General features: G+C 65.7%; 17 protein-coding genes. 8 read left to right on the forward strand and 9 right to left on the reverse strand.

The genetic code is table 11. The features are described 5' to 3' along the window. Positions 1-160: 160 nt before the first annotated feature. Positions 161-1,606: a chloride channel protein gene (locus tag QM685_RS24385; protein ID WP_415120386.1), complete on the reverse strand. Its 1,446-nt coding sequence runs from the start codon at positions 1,604-1,606 to the stop codon at positions 161-163. 272 nt (positions 1,607-1,878) lie between these two features. Here QM685_RS24385 and waaC point away from each other — a divergent pair, with 272 nt between their 5' ends. After that, positions 1,879-2,880: a lipopolysaccharide heptosyltransferase I gene (waaC, locus tag QM685_RS24390; protein ID WP_415120194.1), complete on the forward strand. Its 1,002-nt coding sequence runs from the start codon at positions 1,879-1,881 to the stop codon at positions 2,878-2,880. A 532-nt stretch (positions 2,881-3,412) separates the two neighbouring features. Further along, a complete protein-coding gene (locus tag QM685_RS24395; RefSeq protein WP_415120196.1) occupies positions 3,413-3,547 on the forward strand; it encodes a hypothetical protein in 135 nt (44 codons plus the stop codon). A gap of 33 nt (positions 3,548-3,580) precedes the next feature. On the opposite strand, the gene QM685_RS24400 is transcribed toward QM685_RS24395, so the two are convergent. The 5 genes from QM685_RS24400 to QM685_RS24420 all read right to left on the reverse strand — a co-directional run bounded on the left by QM685_RS24400 (position 3,581) and on the right by QM685_RS24420 (position 8,716). Continuing rightward, complete coding sequence (locus tag QM685_RS24400) at positions 3,581-3,760, reverse strand: hypothetical protein (protein WP_415120198.1); 180 nt, start codon at positions 3,758-3,760, stop codon at positions 3,581-3,583. A 134-nt stretch (positions 3,761-3,894) separates the two neighbouring features. Further along, positions 3,895-5,202, reverse strand: coding sequence for an MFS transporter (locus QM685_RS24405; protein WP_415120200.1), 1,308 nt, complete (start codon positions 5,200-5,202; stop codon positions 3,895-3,897). A gap of 257 nt (positions 5,203-5,459) precedes the next feature. After that, positions 5,460-5,975, reverse strand: a complete 516-nt coding sequence (locus tag QM685_RS24410; protein ID WP_415120202.1) for an energy transducer TonB — start codon at positions 5,973-5,975, stop codon at positions 5,460-5,462. A gap of 377 nt (positions 5,976-6,352) precedes the next feature. Further along, entirely contained in the window at positions 6,353-7,759 is a 1,407-nt protein-coding gene (gene argH, locus QM685_RS24415) for an argininosuccinate lyase (RefSeq protein WP_415120204.1), read from the reverse strand. 144 nt (positions 7,760-7,903) lie between these two features. Beyond that, a complete protein-coding gene (locus tag QM685_RS24420; RefSeq protein WP_415120206.1) occupies positions 7,904-8,716 on the reverse strand; it encodes a helix-turn-helix transcriptional regulator in 813 nt (270 codons plus the stop codon). Positions 8,717-8,864: 148 nt separating this feature from the next. On the opposite strand from QM685_RS24420, the gene QM685_RS24425 reads away from it, so the two are divergent. Continuing rightward, complete coding sequence (locus tag QM685_RS24425; protein WP_415120208.1) at positions 8,865-9,617, forward strand: class I SAM-dependent methyltransferase; 753 nt, start codon at positions 8,865-8,867, stop codon at positions 9,615-9,617. An 81-nt stretch (positions 9,618-9,698) separates the two neighbouring features. Here QM685_RS24425 and ppc read toward each other — a convergent pair whose 3' ends face one another. After that, on the reverse strand, positions 9,699-12,851 hold the full coding sequence (gene ppc / locus QM685_RS24430; protein WP_415120210.1) for a phosphoenolpyruvate carboxylase: 3,153 nt from the start codon (positions 12,849-12,851) through the stop codon (positions 9,699-9,701). A 466-nt stretch (positions 12,852-13,317) separates the two neighbouring features. Between ppc and hemC the strand changes: the two genes are divergently transcribed. From hemC to QM685_RS24455, 5 genes are all read left to right on the forward strand, one after another. Then, positions 13,318-14,334, forward strand: a complete 1,017-nt coding sequence (gene hemC, locus QM685_RS24435) for a hydroxymethylbilane synthase (RefSeq protein ID WP_415120212.1) — start codon at positions 13,318-13,320, stop codon at positions 14,332-14,334. Further along, a complete protein-coding gene (gene hemDX / locus QM685_RS24440; protein ID WP_415120388.1) occupies positions 14,334-16,334 on the forward strand; it encodes a fused uroporphyrinogen-III synthase HemD/membrane protein HemX in 2,001 nt (666 codons plus the stop codon). Before hemC ends, hemDX begins: the two co-directional genes overlap by 1 nt. 2 nt (positions 16,335-16,336) lie before the next feature. Further along, positions 16,337-17,527 (forward strand): heme biosynthesis HemY N-terminal domain-containing protein, encoded by a 1,191-nt coding sequence (locus QM685_RS24445; RefSeq protein ID WP_415120214.1) that lies wholly within the window; start codon positions 16,337-16,339, stop codon positions 17,525-17,527. A gap of 308 nt (positions 17,528-17,835) precedes the next feature. Next, on the forward strand, positions 17,836-19,224 hold the full coding sequence (locus QM685_RS24450) for a DNA-binding protein (protein ID WP_415120216.1): 1,389 nt from the start codon (positions 17,836-17,838) through the stop codon (positions 19,222-19,224). 162 nt (positions 19,225-19,386) lie between these two features. After that, on the forward strand, positions 19,387-21,159 hold the full coding sequence (locus tag QM685_RS24455) for a SulP family inorganic anion transporter (RefSeq protein ID WP_415120218.1): 1,773 nt from the start codon (positions 19,387-19,389) through the stop codon (positions 21,157-21,159). A gap of 56 nt (positions 21,160-21,215) precedes the next feature. On the opposite strand, the gene QM685_RS24460 is transcribed toward QM685_RS24455, so the two are convergent. Together QM685_RS24460 and QM685_RS24465 are read right to left on the reverse strand one after the other, a co-directional pair. Then, a complete protein-coding gene (locus QM685_RS24460) occupies positions 21,216-21,827 on the reverse strand; it encodes a hypothetical protein (RefSeq protein ID WP_415120220.1) in 612 nt (203 codons plus the stop codon). A gap of 221 nt (positions 21,828-22,048) precedes the next feature. Then, on the reverse strand, positions 22,049-22,660 hold the full coding sequence (locus tag QM685_RS24465; RefSeq protein WP_415120221.1) for a hypothetical protein: 612 nt from the start codon (positions 22,658-22,660) through the stop codon (positions 22,049-22,051). Positions 22,661-22,668 lie beyond the last annotated feature (8 nt).

A 22,668-nucleotide genomic window follows, 5' to 3' on the forward strand; every position in this document is an offset into this window, starting at 1 on the left:
TGAGTGAACGCACAGGCGCTGGCGACAGCGCGCCTGTGAGGGTGGAGAAATATCCGATGAAAAAGAATCTGCTCGTGCTCGCCGCGTTGGCGGTGATGCTGGCCGGCTGCGTCGTCGTACCGGCGCAGCCGATGTACGTGCACGTGCCGCGCGTGGTCGTCTACTGACGCTGTATGTCGGAGGCTTTCGTCGCGGCGTCTGCCGTGGTGGTGTCCACGGCGACGTCCGACGCCGAGTCTGGAGTGGCGTCCGTAACGGGCGGTTCTCTATGCACGTCCTCCACCACCGGCTCAGGCGCCTCGACCTCGGGCACTTCCGGCACCGGCGCGGGCGCCGGCTGCGGTAACGGCGCCATATAACGCCGCGCCAGCGACTCATACAGCGGCGGCGTGAAAAAGCGCGACACGCGGCTCGCGACCAATGCGGTGGCCATCAACGAAATCACCAGCGCATGGCCGTCGATCATCTCCATCACGATCACGAACGACGTGATCGGCGACTGCGTAACCGCGGCGAGATAGCCGACCATCGCGAGCGCGATCAGCATCGGCAGTTGCATCGAGCCGAACACCATGTGCAGCAGATTGCCGAAGCCCGCGCCGATCGATAGCGACGGTGCGAAGATGCCGCCCGGAATGCCGGGCAGGTACGAGCCGATCATCGCGATCATCTTCAGGAACGGATAGAGCACCGACAACTGCTCGTGTCCGTCGAGCAGGCCGCGCGCTTCCGCATAGCCGCTGCCGAAGGTCGTGCCGCCCGAGATCACGCCGACCGCCGCAATCGTGAAGCCGCACAGCGCGGCGAACACGACCGGCCGCTCGCCATGCAACTGACGCAGCGGCGCCGGAATCCAGCGCGCGGTGTTGAGCAGCAGCCAGCCGAATACGCCGCCCGCGATCCCCGTGACGAGCGCCGTGAGCAGCACTGCGAGCGCGAGCAGATCGGGGAAATGCGCGCCGATCTGAATCGTGCCGAAATAGGTGTAGTTGCCGTTCAGGCCAAGCGCGACCACGCCCGCGATGATGATCGCGGTAATCAGCACGCCGCTCGCGCGCGCCTCGAAGCTGCGCGTCAACTCCTCGATCGCGAACACGATGCCGGCGAGCGGCGTATTGAACGCGGCCGACAGTCCCGCGGCCGCGCCGGCCAGCGCGAGCTGCCGCTCGATCAGCGCATTCGAGCGCGGATAGAAGCGGCGCAGATTGAACATCAGCGCGGCGCCCACCTGCACCGTCGGTCCTTCGCGGCCGATCGTGAAGCCGCCGAGAATCCCGAGAAACGACACGCCGATCTTGCCGAGCAGAATTCGCAGCGACAGCAGCCGCGCGCCGTATTCGCCGGGCTTCGTGTGCAGCGTCGCGATGACCTGCGGAATGCCGCTGCCTTCGGCGCCGCGAAAGAACTTGCGCGTGAGCCAGACCGCGAGCGCCGCGACCGCGGGCGTCACGACGAGCGGCGCCCACGCATGCCGATGCTGCATGCCGCGGAACGTGTCGTAGCCCCAATCGATCAGGCGCGCATATAGCACCGCGACGAGGCCGACTGCGATCGCGCCGAGCCAGAAGACACCGTATTGCCGCCACAGGCGTTTCGCGCGGCGCATGACGGCGGACGAATCGGGAAAGAAGAGCCGGGGCATGGAATGGGGAAACGGGCTCGCGCAAAGCGACAAGTATAAGACGCGAGGTGCAGGCCCAAATAAGTGAAAGTATTTTGAAATGGTAAGGTGAAGCGAATTGTCGGCTATGCGTGTAGTGGCGCTGTAACGCTGTAATGCTTCGTATTGAACGCCGGACGCACGCGGCGGCGTTTTGGCGATTCTTGCGGAATCGTCAGCTAAAATGTATGCAATTTCGGACAAAGAACTGACCCTCAATGAAGCGAATTCTCATCGTCAAGGTCACTTCACTCGGCGACATCGTCCAGGCGCTGCCGGTCGTCGCCGACATCAAACGCGCGTTCCCAGGTGTTCAGGTCGATTGGGCTGCCGACGAGGCATTCGCGGAACTCGTGCATTGGAGTACAGGCGTCGATCGCGTGCTGTGCGCGCCGCTGCGCCGCTTCAAGAAGGCGCGCCGCTGGAGCGATCTGAAGGCGATCTGGGCTTCCATCGCCGAGCTGCGTGCGCACCGCTACGACTACATCATCGACATCCACGGCGTCTACAAGAGCGCGATCATCGCGTTTCTCGCGCGCTCGTCGCGGCGCATCGGCTATCAATCCCAGGATCTCGGCGAGCGCGGTGCCGCGTTCGCGTACACCGGGCGCTTCGGCCCGCGTCCGCAGGGTAATGCGTGGCACGGCATGCGCATCAGCGCGGGCGAGGCGCTCGGCTACGAAGTGGAAGGCCCGGCCATCTACAACCTGAGCCTGCCCGAGCCGGTCACGCAGCCCTTCGCATCCGGGAGCGCGCCCGTCGCGGCGTTCTTCCACGCCACCTCCAAAGACGACAAGAAATGGCCGCTCGCGCACTGGGTGGCGGTTGGGCGCGAACTCACCGGGCGCGGCTTTCGCGTGGTGCTGCCGTGGGGCTCGGCCAGCGAGCGCGCCGAGGCCGAGCAGATCGCCGCAGAGGTGCCGGGCGCGACCGTGCTGCCGCGGATGAGCGTGACCGAAATCGCGCAGATGATCGACGCATGCGCGCTCGTCGTCGGTACCGACACGGGGTTCGTGCACCTCGCGCATGCACTACAGAAGCGCACGGTGATGATCTTCGTCGCGACCTCGCCGTCGCATTGCGGCGTCGAGGCGCCGTTTCGCTCGACCTCGATTGGCGACGGCCGCTCGGTGCCGCCGATCAGCGCGGCGCTCGAAGCGATCGACTACGTGCATGCGGGCTCGGAATCGCTCGCGATGCAGCAGGGGTCGGCCGCCTGAGCCCGCCAGGTCTTTTCCCGCGCTATCGCGCAATCGTTTGCCCAAAAGAAAAGAGGCGCGACGCGCAGTCCGTCCATCAGGGCGAAGTGCCTCGTCGCGCCTTCAAAAACGCCCGCGTCGGGGAACAACGGGCGGAGAGGAATCGATTACACGGCTGTTAAATCTGTCGCTTTTCGTTGGGCGCTGAAATGCCTGATGCGCTCTCGAGCGGATGACCCGCGCCCGCGCCACTCGGCATCCCGAGACCCAATCGGCGCGCCTGAAAAACCGTGTGGCGCGCGGCGCATACATAGCCAGCAAGGCGTGCGCCACGACAGCATGCTCAACGCAGTATAGGCGGTGTTTCCGGCGCTGTTGACATCCCCCCGAAAGAGCGGCGCGCGCGTCTCACGTGCGTCGATCGGGTGCGCCGATCCTGTAACACGCTGGTGATCTTCTCTTACAAATGGCAACGCTCGCGGGGGGCCGCGTCGTGTTCAATCGGGTCATTCGGGGTTTCGGCTCGAATCAATCTGACTCGATGGAGAACAACATGAAACGCTTGATCCTGACTCTCGTTGCCGGCACGCTCCTCGCATCGGCACTAGGCGGTTGCGTTGTCGCGCCGGCGCCGGGCTACTACTATGGCGGCGGTTATTACTACCATCATGGCTACTACTATCGTTGAGCCGAACGGCGGGCTTCATCGGCGCCGTGAACCTCAGGCCATCAACATTTCGAACGCGACGACCGCGGCGATCGCCGCGGCGTTCGCGGCAAGCGCTTCGACGACGATGCCTTTCCATGTCGCCGGACGGAAGCGCAGCGCGAGCAGCAGCGCGCCGAGCAATGCCAGCGCGATGATCATCACGATGTCGGCATTGTGAAGATGGATGTTCATGCGAGTCTCCCTGTTTTCCATAGGGTTATGTCAGGGAGTATAGGCAAGTCAAAAAGACGCGCAAGGCGGGGGATTTACCCAGGCATCATCAGGCGGGTAGCGGCGCAAGACCGGCTGCGCCGCTACGCACTGCATTATTTCATCAGGCTTTCATCGCGCGTTTCGCGCATGCACAGCACACCGATCAGGCTGACCGCGGCCGCCACCGACACATACGCGCCCACCCACGGCAGCCCGCCGTGCGCGGCGAGCACCTGCGCGATATACGGCGCAACCGACGCGCCCAGAATCCCGCCGAGGTTATACGCGACACCGGCGCCGGTATAGCGCACGTTGGTCGGGAACAGCTCCGGCAGCAGCGCGCCCATCGGCGCGAACGTCACGCCCATCAGGAACAGCTGGATCACGAGGAACAGCAGCACGAGAAGCGGCTCGCCGCTGCCGAGCAGCGGGGCCATCGTGAAGCCCGACAGGATCGCCGCGATGATGCCGACGATCAGCACCGGCTTGCGGCCGAAGCGGTCGCTCGCGCGGGCCGACAGCGGCGTCGCGAGCGCCATGAATACGACCGCGATGCACAGCAGGCCGAGGAACGTCTGCCGCGGAATATGCAGCGTGCCGACGCCGTACGACAGCGAGAACGTCGTCGCGTTGTAGAACAGCGTGTAGCAGACCACCATCGCGAGCGCGCCGAGCACGGTGGGCACCCAGTGTTGCGAGAACAGCGTCGCGATCGGCACGCGCACGCGTTCCTTGCGCTCGATCGCGGCCTTGAACGCGGGCGTTTCGGCAATTTTCAGGCGCACGTACAGGCCCAGCGCGACCAGCACCGAGCTGACGAGGAACGGCACGCGCCAGCCCCAGCTACGGAACTGCTCGTCGGACAGCGACAGCGCCAGCGCGAAGAACAGGCCATTGGACGCGAGAAAGCCGATCGACGGCCCGAGCTGCGGGAACATGCCGAACCAGCCGCGCTTGCCGGCCGGCGCGTTTTCGGTGGCGAGCAGCGCGGCGCCGCCCCATTCGCCGCCGAGGCCGATGCCCTGGCCGAAGCGCAGGATGCACAGCAGGATCGGCGCGAGGCTGCCGATCGCGTCGTAGCCCGGCACGAAGCCTATCAGCGTAGTCGACAGGCCCATCACGAGCAGCGATGCGACGAGCGTCGACTTGCGGCCGATGCGGTCGCCGAAGTGACCGAACAGGAACGAGCCGATCGGCCGCGCGACGAACGCGATGCCGAACGTGACGAATGCCGATAGCGCCTGCGCGGTGGCCGAGCCGTGCGGGAAGAACACCGGTCCGATGACGAGCGCCGCGGCGGTCGCATAGACGTAGAAATCGTAGAACTCGATCGCGGTGCCGATGAAGCTCGCGAAAATGATCCGTGCGCTACTGTTTTGCCCGTTTGCAGGCTGAGCCGCGGAAATCGGCGAAGTGGACATGCAGGGTCTCCCTATGTCGTGAGGCCGCGCGGCGCCGTGCGCATTCGAAGGCAGGCGGCGCGTGCTCGTGCGGCATCCTTGTTGAAATTGTCGGGGCTTGCCCGCCGCGCCGGCGGGTGTGCGGGCGGCGTGAGCCATGCCGGATGATTGCCGGCGCAACGGATCGGAAAATTATAGCGAGCGCTGCCGGCGCGCAGCAATGGCGGCGTAAGGTTGCGCTCGCAATGACGAGCGCGACGCGAAGGCCGTGCCCGGTCTCAGTCGAACGTTTCCGCCTGGGGCGCCGCGAGCTCGCGCAACTGGAATTTGCCGTTGTCGTTGAAGAGCCAGTCCTCGAACAGCTCGAGCTGGCCGCGGCCGTTCAGCAGCTTGCCGGGCGGCGTCGGTAACGGCGCCGAGCGGCGCAGCGTCGCGAGCGCGGTGCTTTCGGCTTCGTCGTCGCCGTTGGTGCGATAGACCGACGAGTGGACGATGTGTCCGTAGCGATCCACGGTGAACGACACCACCACGAGCGAGCGCAGCATCGCCTGCGGCTTGCCTTGCAGCACGTACGACGGATTGCGTTCGACGATGCGCCGCGCGACCGCGTCGCGGTATTGATCGAGCGTCGCGCTGTTGATCGCGGCCACCGGCGTGCTGACCGTTTCGTGCGGCATCAGCGTCGTGATCGTGCAGCCGGCGGTGGTGGCGACGGCCAGCGCGGCGAGCAGGATGCGCGGCGTGCGCAATGAATTCGCGCGGCGCAGGAGAAGGTGAGAGGTGCGGAAAAGCATCGTCGGCGAGCAGCGCGGGAAGGGTCTGATTTGATGGTAGTCAAAAACCGCCGGGATTCAATTGGCGTTCGCCCGTTGTGCGAGTGCTTCTGTTTGCGCGTCGCTGTAATGGCTGGAAATATCCGCGAATTGGTCGGCGAGCGAAACGCGCCTACACTCTCAGAGCCTCTTCCTGAGGCATCGGTGGAAGTCTTTTTCAGCCCGCTTCTAGCGGGCTTTCTTTTACCTTCTGTACGACCTTCGCACGCAATCGCCGACGCGAAAAAAAAAGCGAACCCGCCAACCGGTTCGCTTGTTTCGCATGCGCCGGCAAGGAGACGGCGAACGGCCTATGGGCAAGCCGCAAGCCCACGCTCACAGCTTCGCCCACACATCGCTTACTTCAACGCCGCGCGCGCCGCCTTCACCGCGGCCAGCACCTGCTCGGGCGCGGTGCCACCCGGATGATTGCGGCTCGCGACCGACCCTTCGAGCGTCAGATACGAGAACACGTCCTCGCCGATCAGATGCGCGACGTTCGGCAGTTCGCCGCGCATTTCGTCGAGCGTGAGATCCGCGAGATCGCAGCCGCGATCGGCGCACACGCGCACCGCGAGCGCGACCGCTTCGTGCGCGTCGCGAAACGGCAGACCGCGCTTGACGAGATAGTCGGCCAGATCGGTCGCGGTCGAGAAGCCTTGCAGCGCCGCGTCGCGCATCGCCTGCGGTTTGACCGTGATGCCGGCGACCATTTCCGCGAAGATGCGCAGCGTGTCGGCGACCGTATCGACGGTGTCGAACAGCGGTTCCTTGTCTTCCTGATTGTCTTTGTTGTACGCGAGCGGCTGGCCCTTCATCAGCGTGAGCAGCGCCATCAGATGGCCGTTCACGCGGCCGGTCTTGCCGCGCGCGAGTTCGGGCACGTCCGGGTTCTTCTTCTGCGGCATGATCGACGAGCCGGTGCAGAAACGGTCGGCCAGATCGATGAAGCCGACGCGCGGGCTCATCCACAGCACGAGTTCTTCGGAGAAGCGCGATACGTGCGTCATCACGAGCGCCGCGGCGGCCGTGAATTCGATCGCGAAGTCGCGGTCGGAGACTGCATCGAGCGAGTTCGCGCAGATGCCGTCGAAGCCGAGCGTCTTCGCCACCGCGTGACGGTCGATCGGATAGCTGGTGCCGGCGAGCGCGGCCGCGCCGAGCGGCAGGCGGTTCACGCGCTTGCGGCAGTCGATCATGCGCTCGGCGTCGCGCGAGAACATCTCGACGTAGGCGAGCAGGTGGTGGCCGAACGTGACCGGCTGCGCGACCTGCAGGTGCGTGAAGCCCGGCATGATGGTCGCTGCGTTCTTTTCGGCGATGTCGATGAGCGCGGTGCGCAGTTCGGTCAGCAGCCCGCCGATGCGGTCGATTTCGCCGCGCAGCCACAGGCGGATGTCGGTCGCGACCTGATCGTTGCGCGAGCGGCCGGTGTGCAGGCGCTTGCCGGCGTCGCCGATCAGCGCGGTCAGGCGCGCTTCGATGTTCAGGTGCACGTCTTCGAGATCGAGCAGCCACTCGAATTCGCCGCGCTCGATTTCACCCTTGATCTGCGCCATGCCGCGCTGGATCGCGGCGAGGTCGTCGGCGGAAATGATCTTCTGCGCGGCCAGCATCGAGGCGTGCGCGAGCGACCCTTCGATGTCGACGAACGCCAGACGCTTGTCGAAGAAAACCGACGACGTGTAGCGCTTGACGAGCTCCGACATCGGCTCCGAGAAGCGAGCCGACCAGGCTTCGCCTTTTTTGTGCAGTTGGGACGTCATGGTGTTGGGTGGTTAAAAGCGAGCGGTGAGGAGGCTGACAACGCGGATGCACGTGCCGTGCAAAAGCGCTGCCGCGGCGAAGAAAGAGAGCGATTTTAACACCGGGCAGGCGCGCTCCAGACGCCGGCGCTGTCCGTTCGCCGGTTACTCCCGCACCAGCACCACCAGCTTCAGATCCTCGCGATGCGCGGGCTTGAACGTGATCTGGTCGTAGACGAGGCGCCCGTCACGCGGATGGTTGAACTCGCGCCGGCCGCCCTCGCGTCCGCCGACGTCCTGCGACGCCCAGAAGCGCGCGAACGCGTCGCTCGCGGCGGACAGCGAATCGATCAGCGCGCGCGTCGGCGCATCGCCGAGATGGCGGATCGAATCGGCGCGGAACTCGGCGGCGAGCCGCCGCGCGCGCGTTTCCCAATCGACGATCAGCGCGCGCGCGGCCGGCTCGGTGAACGTATAGCGCAGCAGGTTGCGGTCGTGCGCGCCGTCGAGCCAGCCGACGAACAGATCGGCCGCGCGCGCGTTCCATGCGAGCGCATTCCACTGCCGGTCGAGCACGTAGGCCGGCGTGTTCACGAGCTGCACGGTCTCGAGCAGCGTCGCGGGCGCATCGGCGGCGGTGGGGTCGGGCTCGGCGGGATCGCGCTGCGCGGCCAGTTCGAACAGATACGCGCGCTCGGCGCGCGACAGTTGCAACGCGACCGCGATCCGCGCGAGCGCGTCGGCGGACGCGGACACCGGCCGGCCCTGCTCGATCCACGTGTACCAGGTCGGGCTCACGCCGCACAACTGCGCGACTTCCTCGCGCCGCAGACCGGGGGTGCGGCGGCGCGGCCCCGGCGGCAGGCCGACCGCCTGCGGCGATAGCCGCTCGCGATGCGCCCGGATGAAATCGCCGAGCGCGCGGGCCGGCGTGTCGTCGAGCGGCGGCGGGTGAGCGGCGGAAGACGGCGTGGTCATGCTATCGGGCGGCGCGTGGAGGGGGTAATAGAGATACCAGAATAATTGCTTAACTTGTACTGGTACATGGCGCGCTCTATTGTAGCGGCAGGAACCGCGCAATGCGTTACCCCGACACCCACAGTCCATCTCTAAAACGGAGCCCCCCATGAAGCATCACGATCAGGTCGCCGACGCCTTCGGCTCGACCGCCGCCGCCTACTTGACGAGTCAGACCCACGCAACCGGCGCCGACCTGCGCACGCTGGCCGACGCGATCGCCGCGACGCCGGGCGCGACGGTGCTCGACATGGGCTGCGGCGCGGGGCACGCGAGTTTCGCGGTCGCGCCGTATGCGAAAGAAGTCGTCGCGTACGACATCGCGCCGCCGATGCTCGCGACCGTCGAAGGCGCGGCGAAGGAGCGGGGCCTCGCCAACATCCGCACGCAGCAGGGCGCGGCCGAAACGCTGCCGTTCGCCGATCATTCGTTCGACTGGGTGGTGAGCCGCATGAGCGCGCATCACTGGCACGACGTGCCGCTCGCGTTGGCCGAGGTGCGGCGCGTGCTGAAGCCGGGCGGCAAGGTGCTGTTCATCGATATCGCGGGCATCGACCATCCGCTGCTCGACACGCATATCCAGGCGATCGAGCTGTTGCGCGACGGCTCGCATATCCGCGACTACCGCGCCGACGAATGGATCGCGCTGTTCGCGGCGGCGGGCTTCAAGGCATCGATTCGCGAGCGCTGGCGCATCGATCTCGAGTTCAGCTCGTGGGTCGCGCGCATGCGCACGCCGGAGCCGCGCATCGTCGCGATTCGCTCGCTGTGGGACCATGCACCCGACGAAGTGCGCCAGTACTTCGACGTGCAGGCGGACCACTCCTTCAAGCTCGACGCGTTGATGATCGACGCGCAGTGAAAAAAAGCCGGGCGTGGCCTCGGTTGGCCACGCCCGGCTTTTGCGTTGCAGCGTCGGCCGGCTTCAACCTCGGTCTGAGCCTCAACCGGTATTGCGCAACCCCGCCGCAATCCCGTTGATGCTCAGATGAATGCCGCGCCGCACGCGCGCGTTGGTGTCGCCCGCGCGGTAGCGTTTGAGCAGTTCCACCTGCAGGTGATTGAGCGGATCGAGATACGGGAAGCGGTTCTTGATCGAGCGCGCGAGCAGCGGATTTTCCGCCAGCCGCTCGCTTTTGCCGGTGATCTCGGACAGCACCTTCGAGGTGCGCTCCCATTCCGCGACGATGCGCTCGAACACGTGCTTGCGCAGCTTCTTGTCGGTGACGAGCGCCGCGTAGCGCGACGCGACCGCGAGGTCGGTTTTCGCGAGCACCATGTCCATGTTCGACAGCAGGTTCGCAAAGAACGGCCAGTTCTTGTGCATCTTCTTCAGCAGCGCGAGACGGCGCGTGCGCTCGGCTTCGCTCGGCGCGCTGTCCAGATGCTCGGCGACCGCGCTGCCGAAGCCGTACCAGCCGGTCAGCAGCAGCCGGCATTGACCCCACGAGAAGCCCCACGGAATCGCGCGCAGATCCTCGATCTTGCGCTGCTTCGGATCCTGCAGCTTGCGCGAAGCGGGCCGGCTGCCGATGTTCAATTCGGCGATTTCGGCGATCGGCGTCGACTCGAAGAAATACTCCTTGAAGCCGGGCGTCTCGTAGACGAGCGCGCGATACGACGCCATCGCCGCATCCGACAACTGCTGCATCGTTTCCTCGAACACCGGCAGATCGGCGGACACATGGCCGTGCGGCAGCAGCGACGCTTCGAGCGTCGCCGCGACGACCGTTTCCAGATTGCGCCGGCCGATCTCCGGATTGGCGAACTTGCTTGCGATCACCTCGCCCTGTTCGGTCAGGCGGATCTGACCGTCGACAGTGCCCGGCGGCTGCGACAGGATCGCCTGCCAGGTCGGGCCGCCGCCACGGCCGACGGTGCCGCCACGGCCATGGAACAGCCGCAGCGTCACGCCGCGCTCGTTGAAGAGCGCGACCAGCGCGAGCTCGGCGCGATACAGTTCCCAGTTCGACGTCAGGAAGCCGCCGTCCTTGTTGCTGTCCGAATAGCCGAGCATCACTTCCTGCTCGTTGCCCTGATGTTCGATCAGCGCGTCGATGCCCGGCAGCGCGATCAGGTCGCGCATGATGTGCGGCGCGTTGCGCAAGTCGGGGATCGTCTCGAACAGCGGAATCACCATCAGGCCCGCGCGCGCGGGATCGTCCGCGTCGCCGAGGCGCCCGCGCAACAGGCCGGTTTCCTTCTGCAGCAGCATCACCTCGACCAGATCGCTGACGGTCTCCGTGTGCGAAATGATGTAGTTGCGCACCGCGCGCGCGCCGAATTTCTCGCGCGTGACGCGCGCTTCTTCCAGCACGCCCAGCTCGCTCTTCACGAGGTCCGAGTACTCGGCATACGGCACGCGCAACGGACGCGGCTGCGCGAGTTCGGCGAGCAGCACGTTCAGCTTGTCCGCCTCCGGCAGCGCCGCGTAATCGGCCTCGACACCCGCGCGCTTCAGCAGCTCGGCGATCACCGCCTCGTGGATGTCGGAGCTTTGCCGCAGATCGATGCTCGCGAGATGGAAGCCGAACACTTCGGCCGCGCGCGCGAGCGGCGCGAGGCGCGGCGCGGCGAGCGGCGCGCCGTGATGCTCGGCGAGCGAATCCATCAGCACGTGCAGGTCGCGCACGAAGTCGGCGGCGTCGTCATACGGAATCGCGCGGATCGGCGGCGCGCCGCGGCCCGCGCTGCGCACCGGCACCGTGCCTTCGCCGAGGCGCACGCGCGCGCTCGCCGCGAGCCGCGTGTACATGCCGATCAGCGCGCGGCGGTACGGCTCGTCGGTGCGGTGCGGCGACTGGTCCGGCGAGATCGCCGCGAGTTCCTTCAGCGCATCGCTCGCGCCGGCGAGCAGGTTCGACACCGACAGCTCGGCGCCGAGCTTGTGCACCTGCTCCATGTAGTGCTCGAAGATCACCGCGGCCTGGCGGGTGATCGCGTTTTCGAGCGTTTCGGCGGTGACGTTCGGATTGCCGTCGCGGTCGCCGCCGATCCAGCTACCCATCTGGAAGAACGGCGGCAGACGCGCTTCGAGGCCGTGCTCCTTCAGCGCTTCCTCGATGTCGGCATAGAGGGCCGGCAACTCTTCGAGGAACGTGCTGCGGTAATACGACAGCGCGTTTTCGATTTCATCGGCGACAGTCAGGCGCGAGTCGCGCAGCATCCGCGTCTGCCACAGCGACGTGACGCGCGCGCGCAGCATCGCCTCGTTGTGCGCGCGCTCGCGGTTCGTCAGCGGCTGGTCGCGTTCGGCGAGCAGACGCGCGATGTCGTGCTGCGCGTCGAGAATGCTCTTGCGCTGCACTTCGGTCGGGTGCGCGGTCAGCACCGGCATGATCAGCGCGTCGTTGAAGAACTGCTGGAGCACCGGCGTCGCGGCCGCGCCTGCCGCGACGAGCCGCTCGAGCGCGAAGGCGATCGTGCCCGGCTGCGAGGCCGAGCCGGCGAGCGCGTGAATCCGGTGACGGCGGTTGCGGTGCCGGTCCTCGGCGATGTTCGCGAGGTGCGAGAAGTAGCTGAACGCGCGCACGACGCTGACCGTCTGCTCGGGCGTGAGCGAACGCAGCTTCTTGTCGAGCGTTTGCGCGGCGGCGCTGTCGTCCTCGCGGCGGAACCGCACCGCGGTCTGGCGGATCGTTTCGACGACGTCGAACACCGCATCGCCTTCCTGCTCGCGCAGCACGTCGCCGAGCAGGCGTCCGAGATAACGGATGTCCTGGAACAGCGGATGGTCCTTGTCCTCGCGCGTGCGGGACGTGCTTTTGACGGCGGGCGCGACAGGGACGGCGGTGGGCGCGGCCGGCGGCACCGTTTTCAGCTTCGCTGTTTTCGCGGCGCGCGCGTTGGCCGCGGTAGCGGCCTGTCCGGCCTTGCCGGCTTTAACGGTTTTCACCACTTTTTCCGCCTTGACGGGCACGGAAGTCTGCGCGGCCTTGGGGACCTTGGCGGCCTGCGCGGCGAGCGCGCGTTGGCCGGCGCGCCGGGTGGCGGCCGTGGCGACGGCGGAAGCGTCGGGCGCCGCGGCGTCGGCCGGGCGAGCGGTGGGCGAGGCAGTATTGCGGCGAGCGGGGCGCGCCGATCCGGAAGACGTCACGATGGGTTTCCTCGGGGAAGCCTGTTGATTGATGAACTGCTACTGCGGCACTGCAACCAGCAACTGCGACGAGAACTACGTGCAACGAAAACTTCAAAACGGACTGCGAACGGCGACTGAAAGAAAACTGCAAGGACAACTGCAAAGGGACTGCCGGGCGAACCGCACGCGAGAAGCAGCATGAGTTGCCGATGGCGCGAAACCGACGCATGGAGAAGGGACCAACGCAATCACGAGGGTCGCGCTGAAACAGCCGGCGCACGTCACGCCGCACTGCATCATCCCGCATGCCGGCGCCCGGTGCGCGAACGACCGTGCGCGACAAACCGGATGGGGCCTTCGCGCGTGACGCGAAGCCCGTCTCCTCCGTCGATACCGCGCCAGCACGGCGCCCACCGTGCTTTTGGACGCAGGGGCGCGTGCTAACATTGATTGTTATTTCATCCCGAGTTCGAGCAGCAAGCCAATGAACACCGAGACGTCTTCCACGCCACCCCACACGCTTGTGATTGCGTCGCGAGAAAGCCGCCTTGCCATGTGGCAGGCGGAGCATGTGCGGTGTGCGCTGCACAAATTATATCCATCTTGTGACGTAAAAATCCTCGGAATGACGACACGTGGCGATCAGATTCTCGATCGCACGCTGTCGAAGGTCGGTGGCAAGGGACTCTTCGTGAAGGAGCTCGAGGCCGCGCTCGCGGATGGCCGCGCCGACCTCGCGGTGCATTCGCTGAAAGACGTGCCGATGGAGCTGCCCGCGGGCTTTGCGCTGTCGACCATCATGGAGCGCGAGGACCCGCGCGACGCGCTCGTCTCCAATCAGTACGATTCGCTTGCCGCGCTGCCGGCCGGTGCCGTGGTCGGCACGTCGAGCCTGCGCCGCGAAGCCATGCTGCGCATGCGTTATCCGCATCTCGAAGTACGGCCGCTGCGCGGCAATCTCGATACGCGGCTCGCCAAGCTCGATCGCGGCGACTACGCGGCGATCATTCTGGCCGCGGCCGGCTTGAAGCGTCTCGGCCTGGCCGAGCGTATCCGCGCGCTGCTCGATCCGGAGGACAGCCTTCCCGCCGCGGGGCAGGGCGCGCTCGGCATCGAGATTCGCGCCGATCGCACGGCGCTCGCCGCATGGCTCGCGCCGCTGCATCATCAACACACGGCGGCGGCCGTCGAGGCCGAGCGGATGGTGTCGCGCGCGCTCGGCGGCAGTTGCGAGGTGCCGTTGGGCGCGCACGCAGTCTGGCATGACGGCGCGCTGCATCTGCACGGCATCGTCGCGACGCCCGATGGCCGGCGCGTGCTGAGCGCGCAGGCCTCGGCGCCCGCGCCGAGTGTCGAGCGCGCGCTCGCGCTGGGGCAGGACGTCGCGAATGCGCTGGTGCGGCAGGGCGCGCTCGAGATCGTTCGCGCGCTCAGCACCGCGAGCGGTCCGGCGAGCACCGCGCCAGGCTACCCCGCGCCCGGCGCGGCGACCGGCGAGTGATGACCGCCGCCACGCCGCGCAACGCGCCCTTCACGGTCGTGATCACACGGCCGGCGGGTCAGTCGGGCGAGCTGGTCGAACAGCTCGAAGCGGCCGGCCTCGCGACGCTCGACTTTCCCCTCATCGATATCGCCCCCGTGCTCGACGACGCGCCGTTGCGCAACGCGCTCGCGTCGCTCGAACGCTACGCGCTCGTCGTATTCGTTTCGCCGAACGCGGTCGATCATGCGTTTGCCCGCAGCGAGGCGATCTGGCCGCACGCGCTGCCGATCGGCGTGGTCGGGCCGGGCAGCGTGCGGGCGCTCGCGCGCCATGGCGTGCGTGCGCCTGAACATCGCGTGATCAGCCCATCCTCCGGCGCCGACGACGAATCCACCAGCTTCGACTCCGAGGGCCTGTTCGCCGCGCTCGACGCATCGCTCGGCGCGGCGGCCCTCGAAGGCAAGCGCGTGCTGATCGTGCGCGGCGACGGCGGCCGCGAATGGCTCGCCGACCGGCTGCGCGAAGCCGGTGCCGAGGTCGAGACGGTCGCCGCGTACCGGCGCATCGTGCCGGAGCCGTCGATCGGCGCGTGGGCGCGCGTGCACGAACTGCTCGCGGGCGAGCCGCACGCATGGCTTCTGACGAGCTCCGAAGGCGTGCGCAACCTGCACGAACTCGCGCAGGAGCACCTGACCGCCGACGAGCTCACGCAACTCAAACACGCGATTCTCGTCGCGCCTCACCCCCGAATCGCGCAGACCGCGCGGGCATTGGGTTTTGATAGGATTACGGTGTCCGGCGCGGGCGACGAGCGCATAGTCCGCGCCCTCGTCGCCGCCGTTCCGGCCGTAGCGCAACCGGTATCGTCCAACCCGGCTCATTCACCGGCTAAATCACGCATGACTGAAACGAACGCATCCACGAACGCCTCACCCCAGCCGTCCGCAACCGCTCCGTTGCCGCCGAATCAACCCTTCACGCCGTACGAAGCGCAGCAGAAGCGCCGCAGCACGAGCGGACCGCTGCTGTGGTTTGTCATCGTGATTCTCGCGTGCGCGGTCGGTGCCGGCGGCTTTGCGATGAACCGCAAGCTGGTGCGCACCGAGCAGCAGCTTGCGCAGCGTCAGCAGGCGAACGACACGCAGACCAACGAGCTGCGCGTCAAGATCGACCAGGCGCTCGCTACCGTGCATCAGGCGGACTCGCAGGTCGCGCAGTTCGAAGGCAAGCTCGCCGATGCGCAGGCCGCGCAGCAGGCGCTGCAACAGCAGTACACGGATCTCGCGCGCAATCGCGACGACTGGACGCTCGCCGAAGTCGGCCAGATGCTGTCGGCCGCGAGCCAGCAGTTGCAGTTGACCGGCAACACGCAGCTCGCGCTGTTCGCGCTGCAAAGCGCCGATACGCGCCTCGCCGCGTCCGACAGCCCGCAGGCGGTCGCGGTGCGCAAGGCGATCGCGCAGGACATCGACAAGCTGAAGGCCGCGCCGTCGACCGATCTTACCGGCCTCGCCATCAAGCTCGACAACGCCATCGATCACGTTGCAACCCTGCCGCTGTCGGGTGAAGCGCCGATCCCGCACGCTACACCGCATGCCGCCACCTGGGCCGACACCGCGAAAGTGGCGGCCGCTACCGGCAAGCCGCGCTGGGAAGTGTGGATCGACGAGGTCACGCACGGTATCGGCGAACAACTGACGAGCCTCGTGCAGGTGCGCCGCATCGACAACGCCGACGCGATGCTCGTCACGCCCGACCAGGGCTACTTCGTGCGCGAGAACCTGAAGCTGCGTCTGCTGTCGGCGCGCCTCGCGCTGCTCTCGCGCAACCAGACCACGCTGAAGTCCGATCTGCAGGCGGCGCAGTCGTCGCTTACGCGCTACTTCGACGCTTCGTCGAAAGACACGCAAACCGTCATCGATCTGGTCAAGCAGGTGGACGCCGGTTCAGCCGCGGTCGAGCTGCCGAATCTCGATACGAGCCTGCAGGCTGTCAATCAATACCGGAATCGAGGTTAATCATGGCGATCCGGGGACTTCTTTGGCTCGCGGCGCTGTTCGCCGTCGCAGTCGTGCTCGCGGTGGGCGGGCGCTTCGACGCGGGGCAGATCATGCTGATCTATCCACCGTATCGCGTCGACATGTCGCTGAATCTGTTCGTCGTCGGGGTGGTGGTGCTGTTCATCGTGCTGTACGCGCTGACGCGCATCATCCGCAACATCTGGCGCATGCCGCAGCGCGTCGCCGCGTACCGCGCGCGCGCGCGTGTCGCGAAGGCGCACGCGTCGCTGCGCGATGCGATCGGCAACCTGTACGCGGGGCGTTTCTCGCGCGCGGAAAAAGCCGCGAAAGATGCGCTCGCGAACGGCGACAACAAGGGCGCGGCCGGCCTGATCGCGGCGACCGCCGCGCATCGGATGCATGAATACGGACGGCGCGACGAATGGCTCGCGCAGATCGACGACGCCGACTGGCAGGACGCGCGCCTGATGGCCACCGCCGACATGCGCGCCGACGGCCGCGACGCCGACGGCGCGCTGACCGCGCTGACCGAAATGCAATCGCAGGGCGCGCGGCGCATTCACGCGCAGCAGATCACGCTGCGCGCGCAACAGCAGTTGAAGAACTGGGGCGAAGTGCTCAAGCTCGTGAAGATGCTGGAGAAGCGCGAGGCGATCCATCCGGCGGTCGCGGTGCGGCTGCGTCAACAGGCGGCGGAGAATCTGCTGCGCGACCGGCGTCACAATGCCGACGCGCTGCTCGAACTGTGGAATTCGTTGTCGGCCACCGAACGTCATTCGCCACGTCTCGCCGATGTCGCCGCCGAACTGCTGGTTGCGCTGAACCGTCCGCAGGACGCGCGCAAGATCGTCGAGGAAGCGCTGGCGCAGAACTGGGACGCGCGTCTGCTGCGGCGTTATCCGGATACCGCCGGCGGCGATGCGTTGCCGCTGATCCAGAAGGCCGAGGCGTGGCAGAAGGACCGGCCGGAGGATGCGGATCTGATGTTCGCGCTGGGCCGGTTGTGCCTGCATCAGCAGTTGTGGGGCAAGGCGCAGTCGTTCCTCGAGCAGGCGCTGAAGCTGGCCGACAACGAGACGCTGAAGATCCGCTCGCATCGCGCGCTCGCGCGTTTGCACGAGCAACTGGGCGATACCGACAAGGCGAGCCAGCATTATCGCGAGAGTGCGTTGGCGATGAACGTGGTGTGAGGTCGGAAACTGCTGAAACCACCGAAACCGCTATTCGATGTCGATGGCCGCGGCCGATGCCGCGGCCATTTCTTTTTCCGCGGCCCGACAGGCAGCGGGCATTGGATCAGGGCGGCCGAGGCGTGGCCCCGGTGCCGGCTGGCCGGCGCAATCCCACGAATACCTCCCCGTAACCCCGGCTTTTCGAGCGATTGACCACCGGGCCGGTACCCGACAATTTGTAGTGATGCGAGGCGGGCCGTCCAGCGCGCCTGCCGCCCGAACGACGAAACGGTATTCGTCATCACGCGCACTTTGTCGAGGCAGACATGTCAAGCAACATTACGATCACGGATGAACTGGTAGCTGAAATCGCAAACCGGATGGCCGACGAAGGCCAGAAGATATCTCCCGTGGCCATCTGGTCCGAAGTCCATACCGGTTCGGTGGTCGCGGTGTCCGCGGCATTGCGCAAGTGGCGCGAAACGCGCGGGCCGCGAGTGCCGCAGGTCGTCGAGCGGCCTGCGTTGCCGGACAGCGTGACGGACACGATGCGCGAGGCGCTCGACCGGCTCTGGACGTCGGCGCAGGACGAGGCGGAACGGGCGGTGGCGCGGCGCCTCGCCGCGATGCGCCAGCGGGTCGAGGAGGCTAGCAACGAACGCGACGACGCGCTTGCGGAACTGCAAACCACCGTCCAGGAACTCGACGCGCTGCAAATCCAGTTGGATCAACTGGCGAACTCCTACGAGGAGAAGGTCAACGTCGTGGCGGGTCTGGAAGAGGACATCGCGCTCGCGGTGCAACGAACCGACTCGGCCGAGAAGCGCGCGCAGGCGCTCACCGAGCGCGTTTCGCTCCTCGAGGCGGAACTGGAGCGCTCGATGGCGGAGCTGACCGCGCGGCGTGAAGCGTCCTCCCGCGAGGAGACCGGCGCCGCGGGCGAAAACGGCGTGGTGAGCGAATCCGCCGAGCCGGCTGCCGCGACCGCGGACGGTGAAGCGGAGCGCGCGGCGCGGGAGGCCGCGCATTCGGACGCGGTTGCTCGTCTCGAAAGCGAGCTGGAATCGATTCGCGCGGCGCTGCAGGCCGAGCAGGAAGCGAACGCAGCGCGACGGGAAGAGATCGCGGGCGCGCATGCTGAGCGGGATGCCGCCGCGCTCGAACTGCGCAATGCCGAGGCACGGCTCGCCAGCCTGAGCGATGAACGCACCGCGGACGCCTCCGAAATCGCGAGGCTGTCGGCCAGCCTGTCCGAGGCGCAGGAGCGTTCCGCCGAACTTGCCGGAAGCGCGGCGGCGAGCGAAAAGCTCGACGGCGAAGATCCGGCTTCGGCGGTGGGTATCGACCCGCAAGAACTCGACGCGTTGAAGGCCCGGATTTCGCGCGACGCGGAAACTCACGCTGCCGCGATTGCCGAAGCGCGGGAGACCGTCAAGAAATGGTCCGACTACGCAAATGGACTGAAGCAGCAACTGACTCAGGCCAACGAAAAGATGATCGTCGTCCTTGCTCGCGGCGCAGGCGAAGCATCGTTGAGCCGTCGGCTTTCCGCTGAGCTGAGCTACGTCAAGCCGGAGCATGAATTGCTGCGCAAGGAGATCCAGCAGCAGGTGATCGTCGAAACGATCAGCGCTCACCTCGAGAAGCAAGGCTACCGCTACGACGAGAAGACGGGCGTGGTGTCGAAGCTGAACACCGAAAACGTGCCGGCGTGACGACGTTGTTGATGTGATTGCGCGTCGCGGGTATCGCGACGCGCAATGTATTTGTCGCGCGGCCGAATCTCGGTTGCAGTCGGAATGTCTGGACTATCCTAAGGACGATAGTGCCGCGCCGCGATGTGTGTCGCGGTGTCTCCGACCGCAAACGCCCGACACATGGACGCAGACCCGCCAGTTCCCCAGCACGAACAGACCTCCGCGAGCGATGCGCGACGCTGGCTGCGTTGGCTGCCGGGCGTGACGGTGCTCAGGACATACCGCCTCAAATGGCTGCCGAACGACCTGACCGCCGGACTGGTGCTGACGACCATGCTGGTGCCCGTCGGCATCGCCTATGCGTCGGCATCCGGAGTCCCCGGAGTGTACGGCCTCTACGCGACGATCGTTCCGCTGCTCGTGTATGCGCTGTTCGGCCCGAGCAGGATTCTCGTGCTGGGCCCCGACTCCGCTCTCGCGGCGCCGATTCTGGCGGTCGTCGTGCAAGTTGCGGCGGGTGATCCGGCGCGCGCGATTGCGACGGCCAGCATGATGGCGATCGTCTCCGGCGTGGTCTGTGTCGTCGCGGGGTTGCTGCGACTGGGCTTCATCACCGAACTCCTGTCGAAGCCGATTCGCTATGGCTACATGAACGGCATCGCGCTGGCAGTGCTGATCAGCCAGTTGCCGAAGCTCTTTGCGATCTCCATCGAAGAGCATGGGCCGTTGCGGGACATCGCGAGCCTCGCACGGGCCATCGGCGAGGGCAAATCCAACTGGTACAGCTTCGCGGTAGGCGCGGGAAGTCTCGCGCTGATCCTGTTTCTCAAGCGTTTCGAGAAGCTGCCAGGCATTCTGATCGCCGTGATTCTCGCCACGTTGTGCGTCACCGTATTCAAGCTGGACAGCGTCGGCGTGAAAGTGCTGGGCAAGATTCCGCACGGCCTGCCGACGTTCGCGCTCCCCTGGGTCACCGATGCCGATCTGGTCAGGATCCTGCTCGGCGGCTGCGCGGTCGCGTTGATATCGTTCGCGGATACCAGCGTGCTGTCGCGAACTTTCGCCGCGCGTTTTCATAGCCGCGTCGACCCGAATCAGGAGATGGTCGCGCTCGGTGCCGCCAACCTGGCGGTCGGCCTGTTCCAGGGCTTCCCGGTCAGCAGCAGTTCGTCGCGCACGCCGGTCGCCGAAGCGGCAGGCGCGCGCACGCAAGTGACGGGTGTGGTGGGCGCAATTGCCGTGGCGGCGCTGCTAATGGTTGCGCCCAATCTGATGCGCTACCTGCCCGACAGCGCGCTCGCCGCGGTGGTCATTGCGGCGGCTATTGGTCTCTTCGAAATTACGGATCTCAAGCGCATCTACCGGATTCAGCAATGGGAGTTCTGGCTCTCGATCGCCTGCTTTGCCGGCGTCGCCGTGTTCGGCGCGATTCCCGGCATCTGCGTCGCGGTGGTGATCGCGGTCATCGAATTTCTGTGGGACGGCTGGCGGCCCCATTACGCGGTGCTTGGCCGCGTGGAGGGTTTGCGCGGCTATCACGACCTGACGCGCTATCCGCATGCCGAACGTATCGCCGGGCTCGTGCTGTTTCGCTGGGATGCACCGCTGTTCTTCGCCAACGCCGAGCTGTTTCAGGAGCGTTTGCTCGAAGCCGTCGCCGAATCGCCTGCACCTGTGCGGCGAGTGGTGGTGGCGGCCGAACCGGTGACGAGCGTGGACGTCACCTCCGCGGACATGCTGCGCGAGTTGACCCGCACGCTTGGAGACCGCGGAATTGCGTTGCATTTCGCGGAGATGAAGGATCCGGTTCGCGACAAGCTCAGGCGCTTCGAGTTGACCGACCTGATTGGGGACGAGTGCTTTCATCCGACCGTGAGTAGCGCGGTCGATAACTATGTCGACGTGTTTGGCGATGCGTCGCGGGGAGGGCATCGCGATGAATCGAGGCCGTAATTGTCCATCAACACGGCGAGTGAACTTGGTGTGAGCGAGGCTTTGCCGACTGCTGCTTAGGAAGGGTTCTGTTCGTGTCGTTTCGGTGGCCGCTTGAAGTAGTCGCGAGTCAGGATAACGTCCATTAGGACTGGCGTTTTGGGCCTGTCTTCTTCCGCAGCCTGCGGGTCGGGGTCGCCGAAAGCCAGTTGGACATCGACCGGGAATCGGCTCGTCGGCTGATCCGAAGCGCGATAGCGATAGCTATGCAGAAGAACCTGCGGTGGTGTTGCTCCCATGTCATTTCCGGGTCGCCGGTTGCCGTTGCTGTCGATCCAGTATCCGATGTCGAGAGGGAACAGATCTTCCAGGGTCGAGCGGGTGATTCCCGCCATGAGTGGACTGAACCGGATCGTGAAGACCATTGGCACCTGCCTGACCTTCATGCGATCGGCGGAGTGGTCGGTTGGATCGGCTGCTACGAATACTGTGATTTGTGTACGAGGAAAAGCAGGGTTCTCAAACGAATACTCCGTACCTACAATTCCGCGAAGAGGGGCCGAGGCAAAGTTGTGTCCGAATACCGTGTGCGCGGGATCGAACGGCTGATCGTCTCGCATGATCGCCATTGCGGTCGCCAATACCCTGAGCGCCATGTCGCGCTGTGCTTCAGTAACAGTCTGTCTCATGTCAGCCCCTTGTTCCGAGGGTCCTGAGAGCGTCGGCATATTGGGCTGTGCATGTACCGGGATTGCGAACGAGAGGATCATTAGCGTTCTTCCAGTAAGCCTGAACCACTTCCGAGCATGCGTAAGCATCTTCTTCATTGAATTGATTTCTGTGGCTGGTTTCAAATCTGGCGGGTGTGCAGGTCCATTGTCCCGTACCCCGACGTTTGATCTCCTGCTGCCTAAAAAGAGTTCTGTCCGCGTCGTTTCAGCGTCTGCTTGAAGTAGTCGCGAGTCAGGAAAGCGCCCAATAAGACCGGCATTTTGGGGCCGTTCTCATCCTTAGCCTGTGGGTCAGGGTCGCCGAAAGCCAGTTGGACATCGACCGGGAATCTGCTCATTGGCTGATTCGAAGCACGATAGCGATAGCTATGCAGACGAATCTGCGGTGGTATTGCGCCCATGTCATTGCCGGGCTGTCGGTTGCCGTCGCCATCGATCCAGTATCCGATGTCAAGAGGGAACAGATCCTCCAGGGTCGAGCGGGTGATTCCCGCCATTAACGGACTGAACCAGATCGTGAATTCCCTTGGTACCAGCTTGACCTTTGTGCGGTCGACTGTGTAGTCGGCTGGGTCGGCCGTTACGGATAGTGTGATTTGTGTACCAGGAAAAGCCGGATTTTCGAAGCAATACTCCATACCTACAGCTCCATGAAGAGGATCAGTGGCAAAGTTGTATCCGAATACTGTGTTTGCGGGATCGAATGGCTGATCGTCCCGCAAGATCGCCATTGCGGTCGCCAATACCCTGAGAGCCATGTCGCGCTGAGCGTCCGTGACAGTCTTTCTCATGTCGCCCC

It is taken from the genome of Paraburkholderia sp., from assembly GCF_047605525.1.
In the GTDB taxonomy this organism is placed as follows: Bacteria; Pseudomonadota; Gammaproteobacteria; order Burkholderiales; family Burkholderiaceae; genus Paraburkholderia.